This window comes from Pseudomonas sp. WJP1 (assembly GCF_028471945.1).
Lineage (GTDB): Bacteria > Pseudomonadota > Gammaproteobacteria > Pseudomonadales > Pseudomonadaceae > Aquipseudomonas.
Genome location: NZ_CP110128.1, coordinates 4943042 through 4964498, shown reverse-complemented (window position 1 = coordinate 4964498; position 21457 = coordinate 4943042). Strand labels below are relative to the sequence as shown.

At 59.7% G+C, this 21457-nt stretch carries 25 protein-coding genes and 1 pseudogene; 15 read left to right on the top strand and 11 right to left on the bottom strand.

What is annotated here, in order from left to right; translation table 11 throughout:
* Positions 1-3: 3 nt before the first annotated feature.
* From alc to puuE, 3 genes are all read right to left on the bottom strand, one after another.
* The gene (alc, locus tag OH720_RS22305) at positions 4-999 is read right to left on the bottom strand and encodes an allantoicase (RefSeq protein ID WP_008056961.1); all 996 of its coding nucleotides are present in this window, start codon (positions 997-999) and stop codon (positions 4-6) included.
* Positions 1000-1085: 86 nt separating this feature from the next.
* Complete coding sequence (gene uraD / locus OH720_RS22300) at positions 1086-1601, bottom strand: 2-oxo-4-hydroxy-4-carboxy-5-ureidoimidazoline decarboxylase (RefSeq protein ID WP_272602943.1); 516 nt, start codon at positions 1599-1601, stop codon at positions 1086-1088.
* Entirely contained in the window at positions 1598-2524 is a 927-nt protein-coding gene (puuE, locus tag OH720_RS22295; protein ID WP_008056957.1) for an allantoinase PuuE, read from the bottom strand. The genes uraD and puuE overlap by 4 nt, the downstream gene beginning before the upstream one ends.
* 436 nt (positions 2525-2960) lie before the next feature.
* Here puuE and uraH point away from each other — a divergent pair, with 436 nt between their 5' ends.
* The 3 genes from uraH to OH720_RS22280 all read left to right on the top strand — a co-directional run bounded on the left by uraH (position 2961) and on the right by OH720_RS22280 (position 4874).
* Positions 2961-3314: a hydroxyisourate hydrolase gene (gene uraH, locus OH720_RS22290; protein ID WP_008031462.1), complete on the top strand. Its 354-nt coding sequence runs from the start codon at positions 2961-2963 to the stop codon at positions 3312-3314.
* 265 nt (positions 3315-3579) lie between these two features.
* A complete protein-coding gene (gene hexR / locus OH720_RS22285) occupies positions 3580-4446 on the top strand; it encodes a transcriptional regulator HexR (protein WP_008056956.1) in 867 nt (288 codons plus the stop codon).
* A gap of 218 nt (positions 4447-4664) precedes the next feature.
* Positions 4665-4874: a PA3496 family putative envelope integrity protein gene (locus tag OH720_RS22280; protein WP_272602942.1), complete on the top strand. Its 210-nt coding sequence runs from the start codon at positions 4665-4667 to the stop codon at positions 4872-4874.
* Here the strand turns inward: OH720_RS22280 and OH720_RS22275 are convergent.
* On the bottom strand, positions 4816-5778 hold the full coding sequence (locus OH720_RS22275) for a LysR family transcriptional regulator (protein WP_272602941.1): 963 nt from the start codon (positions 5776-5778) through the stop codon (positions 4816-4818). The genes OH720_RS22280 and OH720_RS22275 overlap by 59 nt on opposite strands.
* A gap of 190 nt (positions 5779-5968) precedes the next feature.
* Between OH720_RS22275 and OH720_RS22270 the strand changes: the two genes are divergently transcribed.
* From OH720_RS22270 to OH720_RS22255, 4 genes are all read left to right on the top strand, one after another.
* The gene (locus OH720_RS22270; RefSeq protein WP_008056950.1) at positions 5969-7384 is read left to right on the top strand and encodes an acetyl-CoA carboxylase biotin carboxylase subunit; all 1416 of its coding nucleotides are present in this window, start codon (positions 5969-5971) and stop codon (positions 7382-7384) included.
* An 11-nt stretch (positions 7385-7395) separates the two neighbouring features.
* Positions 7396-9204, top strand: coding sequence for a sodium-extruding oxaloacetate decarboxylase subunit alpha (gene oadA / locus OH720_RS22265; RefSeq protein ID WP_272602940.1), 1809 nt, complete (start codon positions 7396-7398; stop codon positions 9202-9204).
* Between the two features lie 237 nt (positions 9205-9441).
* The gene (locus OH720_RS22260; protein ID WP_008056947.1) at positions 9442-9720 is read left to right on the top strand and encodes a helix-turn-helix domain-containing protein; all 279 of its coding nucleotides are present in this window, start codon (positions 9442-9444) and stop codon (positions 9718-9720) included.
* 135 nt (positions 9721-9855) lie between these two features.
* Positions 9856-10914: an AI-2E family transporter gene (locus OH720_RS22255; protein WP_272602939.1), complete on the top strand. Its 1059-nt coding sequence runs from the start codon at positions 9856-9858 to the stop codon at positions 10912-10914.
* On the opposite strand, the gene OH720_RS22250 is transcribed toward OH720_RS22255, so the two are convergent.
* From OH720_RS22250 to OH720_RS22240, 3 genes are all read right to left on the bottom strand, one after another.
* The gene (locus OH720_RS22250; RefSeq protein WP_032831464.1) at positions 10911-11102 is read right to left on the bottom strand and encodes a hypothetical protein; all 192 of its coding nucleotides are present in this window, start codon (positions 11100-11102) and stop codon (positions 10911-10913) included. The genes OH720_RS22255 and OH720_RS22250 overlap by 4 nt on opposite strands.
* A 115-nt stretch (positions 11103-11217) precedes the next feature.
* Positions 11218-11412, bottom strand: a complete 195-nt coding sequence (locus OH720_RS22245) for a hypothetical protein (protein WP_008056942.1) — start codon at positions 11410-11412, stop codon at positions 11218-11220.
* 150 nt (positions 11413-11562) lie between these two features.
* Positions 11563-11946, bottom strand: coding sequence for a hypothetical protein (locus OH720_RS22240; protein ID WP_272602938.1), 384 nt, complete (start codon positions 11944-11946; stop codon positions 11563-11565).
* Between the two features lie 244 nt (positions 11947-12190).
* Between OH720_RS22240 and OH720_RS22235 the strand changes: the two genes are divergently transcribed.
* Positions 12191-13018 carry a shikimate 5-dehydrogenase gene (locus tag OH720_RS22235; protein ID WP_272602937.1) on the top strand — a complete coding sequence of 276 codons (828 nt, stop codon included), beginning with the start codon at positions 12191-12193 and terminating at the stop codon, positions 13016-13018.
* 44 nt (positions 13019-13062) lie between these two features.
* On the opposite strand, the gene OH720_RS22230 is transcribed toward OH720_RS22235, so the two are convergent.
* Entirely contained in the window at positions 13063-13710 is a 648-nt protein-coding gene (locus tag OH720_RS22230) for a YceH family protein (protein WP_272602936.1), read from the bottom strand.
* A 239-nt stretch (positions 13711-13949) separates the two neighbouring features.
* On the opposite strand from OH720_RS22230, the gene OH720_RS22225 reads away from it, so the two are divergent.
* Positions 13950-14459 carry a DUF1993 domain-containing protein gene (locus OH720_RS22225; RefSeq protein WP_272602935.1) on the top strand — a complete coding sequence of 170 codons (510 nt, stop codon included), beginning with the start codon at positions 13950-13952 and terminating at the stop codon, positions 14457-14459.
* A 267-nt stretch (positions 14460-14726) separates the two neighbouring features.
* On the opposite strand, the gene sstT is transcribed toward OH720_RS22225, so the two are convergent.
* Positions 14727-15959 carry a serine/threonine transporter SstT gene (gene sstT / locus OH720_RS22220; protein ID WP_272602934.1) on the bottom strand — a complete coding sequence of 411 codons (1233 nt, stop codon included), beginning with the start codon at positions 15957-15959 and terminating at the stop codon, positions 14727-14729.
* Between the two features lie 328 nt (positions 15960-16287).
* On the opposite strand from sstT, the gene OH720_RS22215 reads away from it, so the two are divergent.
* Positions 16288-17442, top strand: coding sequence for an MFS transporter (locus tag OH720_RS22215; RefSeq protein ID WP_272602933.1), 1155 nt, complete (start codon positions 16288-16290; stop codon positions 17440-17442).
* 4 nt (positions 17443-17446) lie between these two features.
* Here the strand turns inward: OH720_RS22215 and nhaR are convergent, their stop codons facing one another.
* Positions 17447-18346: a transcriptional activator NhaR gene (gene nhaR, locus OH720_RS22210; RefSeq protein ID WP_110749098.1), complete on the bottom strand. Its 900-nt coding sequence runs from the start codon at positions 18344-18346 to the stop codon at positions 17447-17449.
* Positions 18347-18481: 135 nt separating this feature from the next.
* On the opposite strand from nhaR, the gene OH720_RS22205 reads away from it, so the two are divergent.
* Both OH720_RS22205 and OH720_RS22200 read left to right on the top strand, forming a co-directional pair.
* Positions 18482-18724, top strand: a complete 243-nt coding sequence (locus OH720_RS22205; RefSeq protein WP_008056928.1) for a hypothetical protein — start codon at positions 18482-18484, stop codon at positions 18722-18724.
* Positions 18725-18753: 29 nt separating this feature from the next.
* The gene (locus OH720_RS22200) at positions 18754-19503 is read left to right on the top strand and encodes a TerC family protein (RefSeq protein ID WP_180203451.1); all 750 of its coding nucleotides are present in this window, start codon (positions 18754-18756) and stop codon (positions 19501-19503) included.
* Positions 19504-19565: 62 nt separating this feature from the next.
* On the opposite strand, the gene OH720_RS22195 is transcribed toward OH720_RS22200, so the two are convergent.
* Positions 19566-19721 carry a hypothetical protein gene (locus tag OH720_RS22195; RefSeq protein ID WP_272606546.1) on the bottom strand — a complete coding sequence of 52 codons (156 nt, stop codon included), beginning with the start codon at positions 19719-19721 and terminating at the stop codon, positions 19566-19568.
* Positions 19722-19900: 179 nt separating this feature from the next.
* On the opposite strand from OH720_RS22195, the pseudogene OH720_RS22190 reads away from it, so the two are divergent.
* From OH720_RS22190 to OH720_RS22180, 3 genes and pseudogenes are all read left to right on the top strand, one after another.
* A pseudogene (locus tag OH720_RS22190) lies at positions 19901-20628 on the top strand (peptidase C39 family protein).
* Between the two features lie 87 nt (positions 20629-20715).
* Positions 20716-20922, top strand: a complete 207-nt coding sequence (locus OH720_RS22185; protein ID WP_272602931.1) for a DUF6021 family protein — start codon at positions 20716-20718, stop codon at positions 20920-20922.
* A 17-nt stretch (positions 20923-20939) separates the two neighbouring features.
* On the top strand, positions 20940-21155 hold the full coding sequence (locus OH720_RS22180) for a hypothetical protein (protein WP_272602930.1): 216 nt from the start codon (positions 20940-20942) through the stop codon (positions 21153-21155).
* The last annotated feature ends 302 nt before the right edge of the window (positions 21156-21457 follow it).

Sequence of the window (21457 nt, the reverse complement as noted above, 5' to 3'; positions counted from 1 at the left end):
CCCTTATTTAGCTACCTTGCCGAGTACGCGCAGGCGGCTCACGCCACCATCCGGGAACACGTTCAGGCGGATGTGGGTGATCGGGCCCAGTGCCTTGATCTGCTCGGCGAAGGTGTGTTCGGCGTGCATTTCCAGCTTCTGGCTTGGCAGCAGTTCGCGCCAGAACAGCGACTGGGTTTCGATCTGGCTGTCGGTACCGCCTTTCACGAACGCGCCCTGGATCGAGCAGCTGTCCGGGTAGTTGCCCTTGAAGTGCAGGGTGTCGACGATGATTTTCTCGATCTCGCCCGGGTGGCCCAGCGCGACGATCACCCAGTCATTGCCTGGCGTGCGACGACGTGCGGTTTCCCAGCCGTCGCCCATGTTGATGCCACGGCCCGGGTTGAGGATGTTGCTCATGCGGCCGAAGTGTTCGTCGGAGCAGGCGAGGGCGCGGCCACCGTTGAGGGCTGCGGCCAGGTCGACTTGCTCGTTGTCACCCACGGCGGACCAGTCGCGGAACGGGATGCCGTACACGCGCAGACGGGCCACGCCGCCATCCGGATAGATGTTGAAGCGCAGGTGGCTGAACGCCTGGTCGTTGCTGATTTCGTGGTAGTGGTGGCTGTTGCCTTGCAGCTCGACGGCCGACAGCACTTCAGTCCACTGGGTGTTTTCGTTCGGCTCGCCTTCGGCCAGGAAGCAGGCTTCCAGGGAAGCCGACGGCGGGAAGTTGCCGGTGAAGAATGAAGTGTCGATGTCCACGCCCTTGATCGAACCTGGCACGCCCAGGCGGATCACTGCGCTGTCGAAGCCTTCGAAGCGCTTGCGGCGCGACTCCCAGCCGTCCATCCACTTGCCGTTGTCATCGAACACGCCCTCCTTCCACACGGCCGGGGTCGGTTGGAACAGGCGGTTGGCGTCTGCGAACCAGTCATCGGTGACCGAGATGATCTTGGTGCCCAGGCGGGCGTCGGCCAGGTTGACGAACTTCTCGAAAGGTACGGCGTAAGCTTTCATTCTTCTTGTCTGCCTTTAAATAAGTGGCTTGGGATGCTTGCAGTGCCCTGGGCATTCTCGCGTTTTGAATACTCGGGCAAAGCTCGCTATAGGGTCAGTAATCGGAACAGGGCGATCTTGTTGATCTCCGCCAGCGCGCACTTGAACTCGGTATCTTCCGGGTTGTGAATGCGCGTTTCGAACGCCGCGAGGATCTGATGCCGGTTGCTGCCTTTTACCGCCATGATGAAGGGAAACTTGAACTTGGCCTTGTAGGCGTCGTTCAGCTCGGTGAAGCGAGAAAACTCTTCGGCCGTGCATTGGTGAATACCGGCGCCAGCCTGTTCATTGGTGCTGGCTTCGGTCAACTGGCCCTGGACGGCGGCTTTGCCGGCCAGGTCCGGGTGAGCGTTGATCAATGCCAGCTGGCTTTGATGATCGGCGCTCAACAGGATGTCGCTCATGCGCTGGTGCAGGGTTTCGATCTCGTCGATCGAAGCGTCCTGGCCCAGGTCGAAGGCCTTCTCGGCCACCCATGGCGAATGTTCGTAGATGTCGGCGAAGGCTTTGACGAAGGCGTCGCGGCTCAAGGTCGAGGGTTTCAATGTTTGAAAGGCGCTCATTTCGCGGCCCCTTGGTACGGGTGGGTTTCCTGCCAGTGGCGTGCGATGTCGACGCGGCGGCTGAACCACACCTGTTCATGACTTTTAGCGTATTCGATAAAGCGCTTGAGCGAAGCCAGACGCGCCGGACGGCCGATCAGGCGGCAGTGCAGGCCGATCGACAGCATTTTCGGGGCTTCGGCGCCTTCGGCGTAGAGCACGTCGAACGCATCCTTGAGGTATTCGAAGAAGTCGTCGCCCTTGTTGAAACCCTGGACCTGGGTGAAGCGCATGTCGTTGGTGTCCAAAGTGTACGGGATCACCAGGTGCGGCTTGCCGGTCGGGTTGTTTGGTTCCCAGTAGGGCAGGTCGTCGTCGTAGGTGTCGCAGTCGTAGAGGAAACCGCCTTCTTCCATCACCAGCTTGCGGGTGTTGGGGCCGGTGCGACCGGTGTACCAGCCCAGCGGACGCTCGCCGGTGATTTCGGTGAGGATGCGGATCGCTTCGAGCATGTGCTCGCGTTCCTGATTCTCGTCCATGTACTGGTAGTCGATCCAGCGGTAGCCGTGGCTGCAGATCTCGTGGCCGGCATCGACCATCGCGCGGATCACATCCGGGTGACGCTGGGCGGCCATGGCCACGGCGAAGACGGTCAGCGGGATGTCGAATTCCTTGAACAGCTTCAGAATCCGCCAGACGCCGGCGCGGCTGCCATACTCGTACAGCGATTCCATGCTCATGTTGCGCGCGCCCTGCAGCGGCTGGGCGGAGACCATTTCCGAAAGAAACGCTTCGGACTCTTTATCGCCGTGCAGGATGTTGCGCTCGCCGCCTTCTTCGTAATTGAGTACGAATGACAGGGCGATGCGGGCATTGCCCGGCCAGTGTGGGTGCGGAGGGTTACTGCCGTAACCGATCAGGTCGCGAGGGTAGTCAGCGCTCACTGCAGTCTTCCTTCTTGTATTCGTGGTGACAGTTGGTGTGACGCGACTAAAAGGTTGGATCACTGGCTGGCGTCACAGCGATGGGTTGATTGTATACAACTTTATATTCACTTTGTAAGCCTGATTTTTTGCATTTTTCGTTAACGGTCATCTTTGCGTGCTATTGGCATGCACCTGCAAGAAATCTGCCTGAGTGGTCAGTTAATGATTGTGGGCTTCAGGGGAGGTAAGGTTTCCCGGGAAATCGACGGGATTTCGATCGTTGGCGCCGTCAGTCGCAAAAATGTCTTTTTTATTGTGTACAATTTTTTTGAAAAGTGTCTTAATCAATCGCTCGCCGCAGCTTTTCGTGCTCCGAATCGGTGCGGTCTCCTTTTCATCTGACTTCGGGAGGCGCGAAGTCTGGCTGCTCCATGCAGGCAGGCGCGCAGAATCAATGGGACGTTTGACTACACACGTTTTGGACGCTGCACATGGTTGCCCGGGCAGCTCGATCAAGGTCGAGTTGTACCGTGTTGAAGGTTCGCAGCTGGAATTGGTCGCCAGCGCGATAACCAACAGCGATGGCCGTGTCGATGCACCGCTGCTGCAGGGCGATGACTACCGGACCGGGGTCTATCAGGTTCAGTTCCATGCAGGCGACTACTACCGCGCCCGTGGCGTCCAGTTGCCGGAGCCGGCATTCCTGGATGTGGTGGTGCTGCGTTTTGGCATCTCTGCCGAGCAGGATCACTACCATGTGCCGCTGCTCATTTCGCCCTACAGCTATTCAACGTACCGAGGAAGCTGATCCCCCAAGCAGCTTTCTCCACATAGAAGCGACTGCGCATATAGCTTCTTTGGTCTTTCGCCCGCTCACACTGCGGGCTTTTTTTCGCAAAAAATCCTTGGCGGCAAAGGCCGGATTTACTGCTACATACAGCCCATCCCGCCTAAACAGGGTGTGGCGAAGACAATTCAGTTACTTATTCAGCAGGCAAAAAGACGATTCATGTAGTATAACTACAAGCGTGCTACATCCCCGGCGCCTGCCAAATAAAAAAGAGTCCAGCCCTTTGAATCTGCTGCAACACATCGCCCAGTCACGCCACCTGTTACGCAAGTCGGAGCTCAAGGTCGCCGATCACGTTTTGCTTGATCCTGCGGCCGTGATGCACAGTTCCATGGCTGACCTGGCCCACAGCGTGGGGATCAGTGAGCCGACCATCGTGCGCTTTTGCCGCGCCATCGGTTGCTCGGGTTTCCAGGACTTGAAGCTGAAGCTGGCCCAGAGCCTGGCGGCGGGCGCGAGTTTCGGGCAGTTCGCGATCCATGAGGACGATTCGGTAGCGGACTACAGCCTGAAGATTTTCGACACCACCCTGCACACGCTGATGGAGGTTCGCGAGAAACTCGATCCGCTGGAGTTGCAGCGCGCGGTGACGCTCATGTCCCAGGCCCAGCGCGTCGAGTTCTATGGTTTCGGCGCCTCCGGTGCGGTGGCGGCAGATGCGCAGCACAAGTTTTTCCGCTTGCTGCTCACGGCGGCGGCGTATTCCGATCCACACATGCAGGCGATGTCGGCGGTCACCCTGAAGCCCAGCGACGTGGCGATCTGCATTTCGCAGTCCGGCCGCTCCAAGGATTTGCTGATCACCGCCAACCTGGTACGTGAGAGCGGCGCCTCGTTGATTACCTTGTGCCCGAGCCAGACGCCTTTGGCCGAGCTGTCGACCGTCAACCTGGCCATCGACGTTCATGAAGACACCGAAATCTACACGCCGCTGACCTCGCGTATCGCCCACCTGGTAGTGATCGATGTATTGGCCATGGGCGTGGCCATGGCCCGCGGGCCGAGCCTGGTCAACCACCTCAAGAGCGTCAAGCGCAGCCTGCGCAGCTTGCGCCTGTCGCCCAAGTCGGTGAAGGCGCTGGACGACTGATTCTGATCTGAATCCGCTGGAAGGTCGTTCCGACCCTATCGCGAGCAGGCTCGCTCCCACGGGTCCTATGACCACTGCTGATCAAATGTGGGAGCGAGCCTGCTCGCGAAGGCGTCCTCGAAGGCGCCGAACATTCACATCCCTGTAACCCGCCCGCCGCCAAACCGTCACTCCTCGCGCCTATCTTGAAACTCCCGTACCGACTTGGGAGAACTGAGATGGCCCCCTACGAAGAACGCAACAGCGTCGTCAAAACCCGTCGTCAGCAGGAAGACCAGCGCCGCATGGCGTTTCGCCGTGCGATCGAAGATCGCTGTGAGCAGCGTCAGCTTCAGGCCGAGATCGCTGATTTTACTGGCGACCTGGAGCTCAATTACTGGCAGGCAGCAGCGCCGACTTCCCGTCGAAGCGCTCAACCAGCGCGCTGATCTGAATTCTTTCGCTGCGAATGAACGCAAGGAACGCGTGAGCCACCGGTGACAGGCGCTTGGCCTTGGCCTGTACCAGGCACCAGCTGCGGTAGAGCGGCAGTTCCTCGATCGGCAACTCGATCAAGCCGCCGGTGGCCAATTCAAGGTTCAGGGCGTGGCGCGTCAACAGCGCCACGCCCAGACCCGCCAGCACGCATTCGCGCTGGGCTTCTGCCGAAGAGACCTCTTGGGTCTGGTTGAAGTGCACGCGCTTCTCCTTGAAGTATTCTTCGCAGGCCAATCGCGTTCCCGAGCCCACCTCGCGCATCAGCAAGGTGTAAGGCTCAAGGTCCTGCAGGCGCAAGGGCCCCTGGTGGCACAGCGGGTGGTCGGGCGGTGCCACCGCAACGATCGGGTTGTTCAGGAACGGCAGGAACTCCAGCCCCATGTCCTGCGGCACCATGGACATGATCACCAGGTCGTCGCGGTTGTCCGACAGTCGCCGAATCACCTGGGCGCGATTGACCACCGTCAGTTGCAGGTTCACTTCCGGATGCTGGCGCTTGAAGGCGGCAAACAGGTGCGGTACGAAATACTTGGCGCTCGATTCCACCGCCAGTTTCAGTTGGCCTTGCAGTGAGCCCTGCATGTCCGACAGCTGCATGTCGAGGTTTTCCAGGCGCCCGAAAATGTCCCGGCTCGCCCGTTGCAGGGCTTCCGCGGCTTCGGTCATGTAGAGCTTTTTGCCGACATAATCGAACAGGGGCTGGCCCACCAGCTCCTCAAGCTGCCGAATCTGCAGGCTGACGGCCGGTTGCGTGAGGGACATTTCGTCGGCCGCGCGGCTGTAGGACCTCAGGTCACAGACTTCGTTGAAGATCTGCAATTGACGTAATGTCATACGCATCAAGGACTTACGCATTATTTGAGCACTCTGGCCACAGGCTGGTGTGTCAACTATAAGTCTTTACTTATGCATGACCCAATAATTATTCATTTTTGTTAATCCCTTGTGAGCGCTAGTGTGGCGTTGCGACCAAATTGAAACATTTGGTCACGCGTCGACCTGGTCTAGCAGGTCGTGGGTACCACCGGATCAAGGGAAACTCCAAGTGATAAAAAAGATCCTGATCGCCAACCGCGGTGAGATTGCCGTACGAATCGTACGCGCTTGTGCCGAAATGGGCATTCGCTCGGTCGCGATCTATTCCGACGCCGATCGCCATGCCTTGCATGTCAAGCGTGCGGATGAGGCCCACAGTATCGGTGCCGAGCCACTGGCCGGTTACCTGAACCCGCGCAAGCTGGTGAACCTGGCCGTGGAAACCGGTTGCGATGCCTTGCACCCTGGCTACGGTTTCCTCTCGGAAAACGCCGAGCTGGCAGACATCTGCGCCGAACGCGGGATCAAATTCATCGGTCCATCGGCTGAAGTCATTCGCCGCATGGGTGACAAGACCGAAGCACGCCGCAGCATGATCAAGGCGGGCGTTCCGGTCACACCGGGTACCGAAGGCAACGTCTCCGGTATCGAAGAGGCCCTCACCGAAGGCGACCGCATCGGTTACCCGGTGATGCTCAAGGCCACTTCCGGTGGTGGCGGTCGCGGTATCCGTCGCTGCAACAGCCGTGAAGAACTTGAACAGGCGTTCCCGCGCGTCATTTCCGAAGCCACCAAGGCGTTCGGTTCCGCGGAAGTGTTCCTGGAAAAATGCATCGTCAACCCCAAGCACATCGAAGCACAGATCCTCGGCGACAGCTTTGGCAACGTGGTGCACCTGTTCGAGCGTGATTGCTCGATCCAGCGCCGCAACCAGAAGCTGATCGAAATCGCACCGAGCCCGCAACTGACCCCGGAACAGCGCGCCTACATCGGCGACCTGTCGGTGCGTGCAGCCAAGGCCGTGGGTTACGAGAACGCCGGTACCGTGGAGTTCCTGCTCGCCGAGGGCGAGGTGTACTTCATGGAAATGAACACCCGGGTGCAGGTGGAACACACCATCACCGAAGAAATCACCGGCATCGACATCGTCCGTGAGCAGATCCGCATTGCGTCCGGCCTGCCGCTCTCGGTGAAACAGGAAGACATCCAGCACCGCGGTTTCGCGCTGCAGTTCCGGATCAACGCCGAAGACCCGAAAAACAACTTCCTGCCCAGCTTCGGCAAGATCACCCGTTACTACGCACCCGGCGGTCCGGGCGTACGGACCGACACGGCGATCTACACCGGCTACACCATTCCACCGTTCTACGACTCCATGTGCCTGAAACTGGTGGTGTGGGCGCTGACCTGGGAAGAAGCGATGGACCGTGGCCTGCGCGCGCTGGACGACATGCGTGTGCAAGGGGTCAAGACCACCGCCGCGTACTACCAGGAAATCCTGCGTAACCCGGAATTCCGTAGCGGCCAGTTCAACACCAGCTTCGTCGAAAGCCACCCTGAACTGACCAACTACTCGATCAAGCGCAAACCCGAAGAGCTGGCCCTGGCCATCGCCGCTGCCATCGCCGCCCACGCAGGCCTGTGAGGAATAGAACAATGAGCAAGAAGATTCACGTAACCGACACCATCCTGCGCGACGCCCACCAATCGCTGCTCGCGACCCGCATGCGCACCGAAGACATGCTGCCGATCTGCGACAAGCTCGACAAGGTCGGCTACTGGTCGCTGGAGTGCTGGGGTGGCGCAACGTTTGACGCCTGCGTCCGTTTCCTCAAGGAAGATCCGTGGGAGCGTCTGCGCCAACTGCGCGCCGCCTTGCCTAACACGCGCCTGCAAATGCTCCTGCGCGGCCAGAACCTGCTGGGCTATCGCCACTACAGCGACGACGTGGTCAAGGCCTTCGTCGCCAAGGCAGCGGTCAATGGCATCGACGTGTTCCGCATCTTCGACGCCATGAACGACGTGCGTAACCTGCGCGTGGCCATCGAAGCGGTGAAAGCCGCCGGCAAGCACGCCCAAGGCACCATCGCCTACACCACCAGCCCGGTGCACACCATCGACGCGTTCGTGGCACAGGCCAAGCAAATGGAAGCCATGGGTTGCGACTCCGTTGCGATCAAGGATATGGCCGGCCTGCTGACCCCGTACGCCACCGGCGAACTGGTCCGGGCGTTGAAAGCCGAGCAATCGCTGCCTGTGTTCATTCACTCGCACGACACCGCCGGCCTGGCAACCATGTGCCAGCTCAAGGCCATTGAAAACGGCGCCGACCACATCGACACCGCGATCTCCAGCTTCGCCTCGGGCACCAGCCACCCGGGTACCGAGTCGATGGTTGCCGCCCTCAAAGGCAGCGAGTTCGATACCGGCCTGGACCTGGAGTTGCTGCAGGAAATCGGCCTGTACTTCTACGCCGTGCGCAAGAAGTACCACCAGTTCGAAAGTGAATTCACCGCCGTCGACACCCGGGTTCAAGTCAACCAGGTTCCGGGCGGGATGATTTCCAACCTGGCCAACCAGTTGAAAGAGCAGGGCGCCCTGAACCGCATGGGCGAAGTGCTGGCAGAGATTCCGCGGGTTCGCGAAGACCTCGGTTTCCCGCCACTGGTGACCCCGACTTCGCAAATCGTCGGCACCCAGGCGTTTTTCAACGTATTGGCCGGCGAGCGCTACAAGACCATCACCAACGAAGTGAAGCTGTACCTGCAGGGCGGCTACGGCAAGGCGCCGGCGCCAGTGAACGAGAAACTGCGTCGCCAGGCCATTGGCAGCGAAGAAGTGATCGACGTGCGCCCAGCGGACCTGCTCAAGCCGGAAATGGCCAAGCTGCGCGCCGACATCGGTGCCCTGGCCAAGTCTGAAGAAGACGTGCTGACCTACGCCATGTTCCCGGACATCGGCCGCAAGTTCCTCGAGGAACGTGCTGCTGGCACCTTGACCCCCGAAGTGCTGTTGCCGATTCCTGAGGCCGGTGGCGTCGCCTCGGCCGGCGGTGAAGGCGTGCCGACCGAGTTCGTCATCGACGTCCACGGCGAAACCTACCGCGTCGACATCACCGGTGTGGGCGTCAAGTCTGAAGGCAAGCGTCACTTCTACCTGTCCATCGACGGCATGCCGGAAGAAGTGGTGTTCGAACCGCTCAACGAATTCGTCGGCGGTGGCAGCAGCAAACGCAAGCAGGCGTCGGCCCCGGGCCACGTCAGCACCACCATGCCAGGCAACATCGTCGATGTGCTGGTCAAGGAAGGCGACACCGTCAAGGCGGGCCAGGCTGTACTGATCACAGAAGCGATGAAGATGGAAACTGAAGTCCAGGCCGCCATCGCCGGTAAAGTCACCGCCATTCACGTGGCCAAGGGCGACCGGGTGAATCCGGGCGAGATCCTGATCGAGATCGAAGGCTGAGTTAACGGCCCCGATACAACGCTTTAAACCTCGGGGGGGCATGTGCTCCCCTTTTTTTTGCACTGGATTTGATAAATCTGCATTTTACTGCAGGTACATCAGGGTCTTTGATACCTTTGAATGCACTATATTGCAGTTGGCGATTCACTTTCCCTCTCTAAATGCATTTAGATGCAGGTGTCATTCGATGTACGACCTGACGCTACAGCCGCAACGTTTGAAAGCATGGGAGTTGATATGAGCATGACAGTGGCCGAGCGCACTGTGCTCATAGAAAGCATTCAAGAGGCATTGGCCCAGGGCACCCTTGAAATTGGCGAGGCGGTTCGCCGATTGCGGGTCGAAGTCACCGGCTTGCACCAGACTCAATTCGCGAAGATGTGCAAGATTTCGGTACGTACGTTGGTACATATCGAGCACGGCGAAGGCAATCAGACGCTGAAATCGTTGAATGCCGTGTTCAAGCCGTTTGGATTGAAGATGGGCGTTGTTCGCGTTCGGCGTGACCTCGGTTGAGTCGGGTCTGCTGACAGTGCCGGCCAAGCAAGCGTAGATATGGCTTTTTGCACAAACCTACGGCACTCGCGCCCGCTGTGATGGCCTAAGCATCAAGGCGCAACGTTGCGTCCCGGTGACTGGCCAGGATCGGACATGAACGAAGACACGCTAAAAGATAAATCGCTGGCGGTTTTGCTGGTGTTGGTGAGCATCGCGTTCATCTGGATCCTGTTGCCGTTCTACGGTGCGGTGTTCTGGGCGGTGATCCTGGGTATTGTCTTTGCGCCCATGCAGCGTCGGCTGCAGCTCAAATTCGGCTGGGAGCGCAATCTGACTTCGTTCTGTACTTTAAGCATCTGCCTGGTGATTGCGATCCTGCCGGTGACCATCATCAGCTTCCTCCTGGTTCAGGAAGGCACGGCGCTGTACAAGAGTATCGAGAGCGGTGAGCTCGACATTGCCGGGTATGTGACGCAGTTCAAGCACCACCTGCCTCCCTATTTCCAGCATTTGCTCGATCGGTTCGGAGTGGGCGAATTGAACGGGCTGCGGGAGAAAATCGTCAAGAGCGCGATGGCAGGCGGTGAGGTAACGAATCAGGTGTTCAATCTTGGCCAGGGTACGTTCGAGTTCATCGTCAGCTTTTTCATCATGCTCTACCTGCTGTTTTTCTTCCTGCGCGACGGCGCTGAACTCGCACGCAAGGTGCGCATGGCCGTGCCATTGGAGGAGCACCAGAAACGCCGTTTGCAACTCAAGTTCAATCGCGTGGTGCGAGCCACCGTGAAGGGCAACCTGCTGGTGGCAATTACCCAGGGCGCGTTGGGCGGAATGATTTTCTGGTTTCTGGACATTCCCAGCGCACTGGTCTGGGCAGTATTGATGGCGCTTCTGTCGTTGTTGCCGGCGGTCGGGGCAGGGATAGTCTGGGCGCCGGTGGCGGCGTTTTTCCTGCTGACCGGTGCGGTCTGGCAAGGTGTGGTGCTGGGGCTGTTCGGGGTGTTCGTGATCGGCCTGGTGGATAACGTGCTGCGACCGATCCTGGTGGGCAAGGACACGAAGATGCCGGACTACATGATCCTGATCTCGACCCTGGGTGGCCTGGCGCTGTTCGGGCTCAACGGGTTTGTCATCGGTCCGTTGATCGCGGCCCTGTTCATGTCGAGCTGGGACATTTTCCTCGAAACCAAACCGCGGGTTCAGCTGCCTTAGGCACTGAGCTTGCCTGGCTGTCCCGTGCCGATTTGCAGGGACAGCGCCTGGGCGTCCGGCAGCGAGGTGAGCGGGCCGCTGATTTGTTCGCCGTCCTGGACCAGATACCAGCAGGCGAGCAAGCCAAGTGCTCTGAGCGGTGCGGGAACGGCGCTGCCGATAACGGACATGATCTGAATCTGAGACATCATAGGGACCTCCATCAATCTGTGGAGTCACCTTACGGCCCGGGTGAGTCGAGGGAAAATCAACGTTTTCAATAGTGGTCATTGATGCCAGTGAGGTCAGCTCGCCGGTTGGCGCTCAGGCGACCACCTGGTCGAGCATATGGACCACTTCCTGCTCGTTCAGCAGACCCTTGCGCACCAGGTTCTGCGTCAGCAGCGAAAGGAACTTGGCGCTGCGATGGCCCTCGAGCTGCTTGAGTTCGGTCAGGGCGTTGTAGACCTTGCTGCAAGTGCACAGGCCATTGATGCGGTGCGGGTTTTGCGTGGGCATGAGCTCGTCCTTGTTGTTATTGACCTTGGCTGGCGCAAAGGGAAGGGCGAGTCAATCTTGCCAACTTCAACGGTCGACACTGTCCCGATAGCGACACCGACAGGATCTTTCCAGACCAGCGACGACGAACGGTGGATGGCGGGCGCGGGATTACCAGCGGCCGTAGCCGTGGGGCGGGCCGTAATAGCCGCGAGGCGGGCCATAGTAACCACGAGGTGGACCGTAATAGACCGGTGCCGGGCGATAGTAGATCGGTTGTCCCACATACACCGGTGCGGGCTGGTAGTAGACCGGTGGGGGCGGTGCCATGTACACCGGTTGTGGTTGAGCGTAAACCGGTTGGGCGTAGACCGGTTGCGGTGCCACATACACAGGCCGGTTGCTGTTGATGATTGCCGAGCCAACGATGGCCGAGCCGACGATTGCGCCAAATACCGCCGGACCTTCCCAACCGCCACCGCCATGCGCCTCTGCCTGGCCTGCGACAGCCAGGGCGCCGATCAGCAAAGCCACTGTGGGGATTTTACGGATCATGATGATTCCTCGGTGCTTCAACCCGGCGCTTGTGCCTGCCATAGACTCAAGGAATGTCGCGGGGATACTTCTAAGACAGCTTTTTTTTGAAAATCAGCACAGCCGCCGGGTAAATTTTGTGTAAGGTCTGTATCGCCGTCCTTACGGTCGCGCGGCATCGATCAGGGCACGCGAATATGATTGATCAGAACCCGATGGACTGGCTAATCCCGTCCATCCGAAAGTGCAGCTCAAGGAGATTCATATGCAGATGAACCCCAACAGAGACACCCAGCTGTGCATGTCCCTATCCGGGCGCCCCGGGAATTTTGGCCTGCGATTCCACAACCATTTGTATGAGCAACTGGGGCTGAATTTCTACTACAAGGCGTTTTCCAGCCAGGACCTGTCGGGTGCCATCGGCGGTATCCGCGCCCTGGGTATTCGCGGTTGCGGCGTATCGATGCCGTTCAAGGAAGCCTGCATTCCCTTGGTCGATGAACTGGACCCATCTGCCACGGCCATCCAGTCGATCAATACCATCGTCAATACCGACGGCCATCTCAAGGCCTTCAACACCGACTACATTGCCATTGCCCAGTTGCTGCAGACCCACCAGGTGCCCAAGGACATCACGTTCGCCTTGCTTGGCAGTGGTGGCATGGCCAAGGCGGTGGCCAGCGCCTTGCGCGATGGCGGTTACCACAATGGCCTGATCGTGGCCCGTAACGAGCGCGCGGGCCAGGCATTGGCCAAGTCACTGGGCTACCCTTGGCAGCCCGAACTGGGTGAGCAACGCCCGCAAATGCTCATCAACGTCACGCCCATCGGCATGACCGGCCCGCAAGCCGAGCAGTTGGCGTTCGATGCCCAAGCCATTGCGGCTGCGGATATCGTCTTCGATGTCGTCGCGGTGCCCGCGGAAACTCCGCTGATCGTGCGTGCTCGTGCCGAGGGCAAACATGTCATCACCGGGCTCGAAGTGATTGCGATCCAGGCAGTGGAGCAATTTGTGCTCTATACCGGTGTGCGCCCGACCGATGAGCAGTTCCAGAAAGCCGTGGAGTTTGCCCGCACCAGCCTTGTCTATTGATTGACGGGCAGCCGAAAACGCCGCCCGGAACTCGCTCGCCCCTTTTATTCGAGGCGTGCCAAGCGTTCTTCCAGCGCGGCGATTCGTGCTTCGAGCTCCTCGATTCGCTCAACCGACACAGCGCCGCCAGCACCACGCTCCGGCGCATTTTGACGTGCAGCGAGGATCGCTTCGATATCCGACGGATCACCCATTGCATGGGTATAACGATCTTCGCGCTGTCCGGCCTGGCGTGGGATCAGTACCGCCAGGCCACGGGCAATCAGGCGTTCGAGTTGATGCACGACCTGCTCGGCATCCTCGAAATCATGCATGCGCCCGCTGCGGGTCAGCAGTTCGTTGACCGTCTGCGGCCCCCTTAAAAACATCAGCCCGGTCAGAATCACCTGCGCTGGCACCAGTTCCAGTGCCTTGTCGACCTTGTGCTCATAGCGATCGGCACGGCTGCCCATCACCAGCCTGGCGAAGCCGCGTCCTTCGAGGGCGCGCAGGCTCTGGCCAACCTGGCCCTGGGTGAGGTTCATGACCGGCTCGCGGCTGGTTTTCTGATTGCAGGCAATCACCAGCGCATTGAGGGTCAGCGGGTAGGTTTCCGGGCTGGTGGCCTGTTTTTCGATCAGGGAACCCAGGATGCGGATTTCCGTGCTGTTCAGGCGTGGTTCGTCGAACGTCGTCTCTTGCTCAGTACTCACAGTGGCTGGAACCTCGCTAACGGTTGGTCTGGAATTTCTCGGCTTATAAGACCTCGTTGATGGAGGTTAGTCGAGCCTTGCCGGCGTGCAGCGCTTCATTCTCCGCGGCATCGCTCGTTTGGACTAGGCAAGGCTGACGATTTAACCGCGTGCGGGCAAATGAAAAAGAGCCATCTCGGGAGGGTCGCGCACGGCTATAATCGGCCGACGTTTTCCTCCTGTCATCACACGAGACTGCCATGACTATTTCCCTGTACGACGCTTCCGTGCCTGTTTTCCAGCAAATGCTCAACGCCCTGAGCGATGTACTGAAAAAGGCCGAGGCCCACGCTACCGCCAAGAACATCGACCCGAACGCTTTCCTGCAGGCGCGCCTGTACCCGGACATGTTCCCGCTGGTGCGCCAGGTGCAGATCGCCGTTGATTTCGCCAAGGGCGTTACTTCCCGCCTGGCTGAAGTCGAACTGCCGAAGTACGACGACAGCGAAACCACCTTCGCCGACCTGCAAGCGCTGATCGCCAAGGTTTTGGCCTACATCGGCGAGTTCACGCCCGAGCAGATCAATGGCAAGGAAGGTATCGAGATCGTGACTCGCCCGGGCACGCCGAAAGAGAAGCGTTTCTCCGGCCAGGCTTACCTGCTGACCTACGGTCTGCCGCAGTTCTTCTTCCACGTCACCACCACCTACGCGCTGCTGCGTCATAACGGCGTGGAAGTGGGCAAGCGCGATTACATGGGCGCGTTCTAAACCGTTTAGGTACAAAAAACCCCGCCCAGGTTTTCGCCTTGGCGGGTTTTTTGTTTTTCTGCGTTCTGCGTTCTGCGTTCTGCGTTCTGCGTTCTGCGTTCTGCGTTCTGTGTCCTGTAGGAGCCAGGCTTGCCGGCGAACAACGATTACGCGGTGTAGCAGTTTCACCGCGGTGCCTGGTTCGCCGGCAAGCCTGGTTCCTACGGGCGAAGGCGGCCTTAAGTACGCCTTCGCCGGCAAGCCTGGCTCCTACAGGGCGGGGGCGGGTCAGGCCAACCGTGCGGCCTTCTGTTCTTCACCCAGGCAAGCCGCGGCAGTGAACAGCACATCGGTGGACGAATTCAGCGCAGTCTCAGCCGAGTCCTGCAGCACGCCGATGATGAAACCGACCGCCACCACCTGCATCGCTATTTCACTCGGGATGCCAAACAGGCTGCATGCCAGCGGGATCAGCAGCAACGAACCACCGGCCACGCCCGAAGCGCCGCAGGCGCAGATCGCCGCAACGACACTCAGCAGGATGGCGGTCGGGATGTCCACCGCGATGCCCAGGGTGTGCACGGCCGCCAGGGTCAGCACGGTGATGGTGATCGCCGCGCCGGCCATGTTGATGGTGGCGCCCAGCGGGATGGACACCGAGTACGTGTCTTCGTGCAGGCCCAGGCGCTTGCTCAGTTCCAGATTGACCGGAATGTTCGCCGCCGAGCTGCGGGTGAAGAAGGCGGTAATGCCGCTCTCGCGCAGGCACATCAGCACCAGCGGATACGGATTTCGGCGCAGTTTCCAGAACACGATCAGCGGGTTCATCACCAGTGCCACGAACAGCATGCAGCCGAGCAACACGGCCAACAGCTGCGCGTAGCCAATCAAGGCGCCAAAACCGGAGGTGGCCAGGGTCGAGGCCACCAGGCCGAAGATCCCCAGCGGTGCGAAGCAGATCACCAGGCGCACGATCACCGTCACGCCATTGGACAGGTCGCCCAGCACTTCACGGGTGGTGTCGCCGGCATGGCGAATGGCGATGCCCATGCCGATGGCCCATGCCAGGATGCCGATGAAGTTGGCGTTCATCAGCGCGCTGACCGGATTGTCGACCACGCTCAGCAACAGGCTTTGCAGCACTTCACCAATTCCGCCTGGCGCGGTGACCGTAACGTCATGGGTCGACAGCACCAGGCTGGACGGGAACATCATGCTGGCAACCACCGCGACCACGGCGGCGGCGAAAGTCCCCAGCAGATACAGGAACAGGATCGGCCGGATATGGGTTTCCTGGCCGTGCTTGTGGTTGGCGATCGACGCCATGACCAGCACGAACACCAGGATCGGCGCGACCGCCTTGAGCGCGCTGACGAAGACTTTGCCAATGAACGCCGTGGACTTCGCCGTTTCAGGCGCGAACAAGGCCAGGGCAATACCGGCAATCAGGCCGATCACGATCTGTGTGACCAGGCTCAGGCGTTTCAGGCGTTGGAATAGGGAAGGGGATGAAGCAGTCATAAAACGGCATCTCGGATTTTTTATAAGTGCAAGGCTTCGCCGCTGCTGCGGGGCAGGCCGCAGGCAGGAAACCGAAGAGGGTCGCGACATCGACGTCATGAAAGATCGATGAACAGCGGGTGTACGTTTTGCAGGGCGCGGACTTTATCACAGCGTAGGAATAATCCTTCAGGCCTGTGACCAATTGCCGCCCGGCTACGCCACGCGATTTGCAGGTTCGTGCAACCGCGTGCGTTATCACTCTGTTAATATTCGCCATCCTCATTTTCATGTCTGCCAGTGGGCCTTCGGGCTATCGCTGGTGTCGTCGTTTTTTCTGGAGTTGTGCATGCTGTTGCCCATTCTTCTGTTGTCTGCCGCCGGCTTCACGGTGCTGACCACGGAATTCGTCATCGTCGGCCTGTTGCCGGCCATCGCCCGCGACTTGGACGTCAGCATCCCGCAAGCTGGGTTATTGGTGACCCTGTTCGCCTTTACCGTTGCTGCGTTCGGACCTTTTCTCACGGCGTACTTCGCCCGTTTCGAGCGGCGCAAGCTGTTTATCTCGGTGCTGATCCTGTTCGGCCTGGCCAACACGCTGGCGGCGCTGGCGCCGAACATCTGGGTGATGGCGTTTGCCCGGCTGATCCCGGCGCTGGGCTTGCCGGTATTCTGGGCGCTGGCGAGTGAGACCGCGGTGGACATCGTTGGTCCGGACTACGCCGGTCGCGCCATCGCCAAGATCGGCTTTGGCATTGTCTGTGCCACGGTGTTCGGTATTCCGGTGGGCACGTTGATTTCCGATGCGTTCGGCTGGCGCAGTGCGTTCGCCATCCTGGCGATCATTGCCTTTGCCAAGGCGCTGCTGCTGTTTATCTACCTGCCGAAAACCAACCTGCACCAGCATCAGGTGAGCTTGCTGTCGCAGTTCAAGATCCTGCGCAGCCCGCTGATGCTGGGGCATGTGTTGTTGTCGGTGGTGGTTTTCAGCGGCATGTTCACCGCCTACACCTATCTGGCCGACATCCTTGAGCGCCTCGCCGGGTTCAACGGTACCGTGGTCGGCTGGTGCCTGATGGGCTTCGGCGCGGTCGGGTTGATCGGCAACTCGCTGGGGGGCCGTGCGGTGGATCGTCACCCGCTGATGGCGTCGATGATGTTCTGTGCGTTCATGATTGCCGGCCTGGTGGCCCTGGTGCCGAACATCCATTCGCCCCTCGGCCTGGCGGCGGCGATGGGCATCTGGGGCGTGACCCAGGCGGCGATGTTCCTGGTAAGCCACGTGCGCTTGATGAAAGCCGCACCTGAAGCGCCAGCGTTCGCCGCGTCGCTGAACATCGCTGGCGCCAACCTGGGCATTGGCCTGGGCGCGATGATCGGCGGGCGGGTAATCGACAGCGTTGGGTTGCAAGGCCTTGGCTTCGCGGCGGCCGCTTTCATCCTCGCCTCGATCCTGCTGGCGATTGCCCTGATGACGTTCAAGCCCCGGGAAGTCTGCGCCTGAGGCTTCACAGTTCGGTAAACAACTCGCGTCGGGCACCTTCGGTAATGGCGACAATGCCAGGGTGCTTGACCTTGCGTTCCACCGAAATGGCGTAGAACGACTCGCTGACCGCGTCGGTCTGGCCAATCACCTGCACGCCGTATTGGCGCTGCACTTCATCGGCGATCACGCTCGGGCCTATGAAAATGCCGCTGCCGGACTGGCCGAATGCCTGCATCAAGGCACTGTCATCGAACTCGCCGACGATTTGCGGCTGAATCTGCTGTTCGGCGAACCAGCGTTGCAAACGGCTGCGCACCACGGTTTCCGGCCCGGGAATCAGCAGGGGCGCGCCGTGCAGGCTGCGGGGAAAGTCCTGGCCATACCGCGCCGCCAATTCGGCGGTGGCGAAGAAACTGATCCCGCATTCGCCGAGTTTCTGGCTGTAGCCCTTGATGTCCAGGTGCGAGGGCATGGGGCTGTCGGAAATCACCAGGTCCAGGCGTTGTATGGCCAGGTCGGCCAGCAGTCGTTCGAGTTTGTCTTCGCGGCAGGTGATGCGCAGCGGCTCACTCAACTCCATGGTCGGCGCGATCAGGCGATAGACGATGGACTTGGGCACCACGTCGGCCACGCCTACGCGAAACAGGATCTGCTGCTCGTTGGGCTGCGCCCGCAACATCAATTCCAGTTCGCCCCCCAGCTGAAACATCTGCTCGGCGTAAGGCAAGGTTTGTCGGCCGGCCTCCGTCAGCTCAAGCTGGCGACCCACCCGCCGGAACAACTCGATGCCATAGGTTTGTTCGAGCAGCGAAATCTGCCCGCTGATGGTTTGTGGCGTCAGGTTCAGCTGCTCGCAGGCGCGCACGATGCTGCCCGTCTTGGCCACCACCCAGAAGTAATGCAATTGCCGATAGTTGAGCATGGGAACCAACAGTTCGTAAAAATCGAAGTATAACCGCTGAAAATACGAATTTTCCTGAAGTATTCAATTCCCTAGAATCCCTCGCTATCAACGGGCCATCGTTTCGGCTGCGTTCGTTATATCGAGGACAACACCATGAAAATCAAAGCCACGGCACTGCTGATCACATCATTACTGGTTCTGGCCGGTTGCGACCAGGCCGAAAAAAGCGCCCAGCAGTTGATGGGCAAGGCTGCCGAAAGCGCGAAACAGGCAATCGACGACACCCACAAGGCCGCCGAGCAAGCGCTCAGCGAAGCCACCGGCGGGCTGATCAGCAAAAAAGAATCATCGGAAAAAGAGGCGGAAAAATCCGCATCGTCTTCCCAGGAAATCTAAACCGTCTTACAGCGAGTCAGGACTGACCCATGGAATACCTTTTACAGTTAGCCGCCAGCCCCACTGCCTGGGTCGCCCTGGCCACCCTGGTGGTGATGGAAATCGTGCTCGGCATCGATAACCTGATCTTCATTTCGATCCTGACCAACAAACTGCCCGAGCAGCATCGGCAGAAGGCGCGGCGCATCGGTATCGGCATGGCGCTGATCCTGCGACTGGGCTTGCTGAGTACCATTGCGTTCATCGTCCAGCTGACAGCACCGGTCATCGAGATCTTCGGTCATGCGTTGTCCTGGAAGGACATGATCCTGATCGCCGGCGGCCTGTTCCTGTTGTGGAAAGCCACCACCGAGATCCATCACAGCATGGACCCGGCACCGGAAGATCCGAAGTCGGCCACCTCGACCGTGACCCTGGGCTTTGCCGCGGCGATCGGTCAGATCCTGATGCTGGACATGGTGTTCTCCATCGACAGCATCATTACCGCTGTCGGCATGACCGAGCATTTGCCGATCATGATCATTGCGGTAGTGGTGTCGGTGCTGGTGATGTTGCTGGCGGCTGATCCGTTGGCCAAGTTCATCAATGACAACCCGACGGTCGTGATGTTGGCGCTGGGCTTCCTGATCATGATCGGCATGACGCTGATCGCCGAAGGTTTCGGCGCCCACGTACCGAAGGGCTACGTTTACGCGGCGATGGCGTTCTCGGCAGCGATCGAGGTGTTGAACATGATGTCCCGACGGGCCCGGGCGAAGCGGGTTACCGCTGAGGCTTGATCCTTGCTGAAATGAAAAGGCCGCCTGGATTCCAGGCAGCCTTTTTTTTGACTGAGGCTTTTTTAGTGGACAGTGGCGTGTGATGTGCTGGCTTCGTCGGTTTTCGCCAGAGGTTTCGGCTGGACAGGGTGATGGTGCCGACGGGTGATGCGCAGAACGCCCCACAACATGGCGGCGGCTACGGCCAGCCAGCCAGAAATCAACATTACGATCGTCATTGCCAGGCTCATCGAGGCCTCCTCTTTGCCCTGCAGCGGGCACACACGCTATGCAAGTGACAGTCTAGTCGCTGGCGTGTTTCAGGCTATTGACCAAAGGTCGGCTGTCACCAACCAGTTTGCTCTATCGGATGCCCTCAACTGCCGGTTAAGGCTATACCGCTGCGATCCGGCGCCCTATGATCGACGGCCAAGCCGGGAATGCGATCACCTGGCGTCGATTAAGAGAGTGATGATGGTGCGAGTAATTTCTCGAATGCTGTCGGCGGTACTGATTGTGGGGTGCGTTGCCAGTTTGGCGGGGTGCGCCGGGAGCGTGTCGCCACAGATCAAGCGTCTGCCGGAACGCGTCGAACTCAGCGGCCGTTTCTACAAAGGCGTGGCAAATCAGAGTGGGCCGCAAGTGCTGGCGAGCATGCTGTCGCAACAGGGCATCGTGATCACCCCTGGCTTGCTCGATAAACCTTTGCATCTGCCCGGCGGCGAGGCGCAATTGCAACAAAACATGCAGAACCTCGCCCGCGAGTACGGGATGTTGGTCTATCCGCTCGACAGCAATCTGCCGGCCTTGCTGACCCAGGTTGCGGCCGGTTATCCGGTGATGGTGCGTTTCACTGAGGGCTCGGCGCTCTGGGCTGAACCGCGTTACGCGATTTTGAGCGGATACAACCGTCAGAAGCAGACCGTCTTGCTGCGTGCAGGCATGGATCAGCGGTTAATGATGGGGTTCGGTTCGTTCGAGTCGGCGTTCAAGGACGCCGGTGGATGGGCGGTGTTGATCCAGAATCCGTCCCAGTTGCCCGCTCAGGTCGATCAGCAGCGCTGGCTCAAGGCAGCCAACGACCTCGCCCAGGCAGGCCAGGAGCAGGCGGCCACCAAGGCCAGGCAGGCCCTGGGCGCGCAGTAGGCCCGTTCGTCACCCGCGGGGCACCTGCGCCCATTGCCAACCTCTAATACTAAAGGCCCGGATTTTCCCGGGCTTTGAGGAGGTGCCATGGTGCATTCCAATTCCCCCGAGGGCCCTCACTCGTCCGAGCATTCGTCTGGCGATGAATTGGGGTTCGATCCCGACTCTCCGGACCTTGCTGATCCGGCGGTCGATCCAATCGGACCGGCCAAGGCGCCGAGGGATGTGAAGCCGGGTGACAACCCCAAGGCACCCGCCAAACCCTACGATCCGCTGGGTAATCTGAAACCCTAGGTCTATTGGAGGTGCGTATGTCTACCGATTCGAGTTTCAACGACAAGCGTCCGGAAACCGTGCCGACCACGCCCGAACAGGGCACTGACCCGGTGATGGATCCGGACGGTCCGTTGCGCGATCCGCTGGCGCGGCCGACGGTGGCGCCGACCGAACATCCCCAGGGCTGGCGTGACCCCAGCAAAGGTGATGGCATTCCCGATGATGACCAGATGCCGCTGCCAAACGATTGATGCGGGGGAGTCCTTCCGATTACGTCGGGTGATAAGCCTGGGGTTGGATTTTCGCATCGCAGCGATGTTGGCTTTATGGTCAACCAGTCGTTCGCGGATGTACTCGATCTACTGTAGGAGTCAGGCTTGCCGGCGAAGGCGTCCTAACAGACGATGATTGTCTTCCAGGCGTACATATTCTTCGGTAACGGCCACCTAGGGTTTCGCCCTTACGGCGAGTCACTTGGAAAAACGGAACGCCGCCCGGCCCTAAGTAACCAAGGGCTCTTGCCCCTGACGTTCGGTGCCTCGCTAAGGCGCGG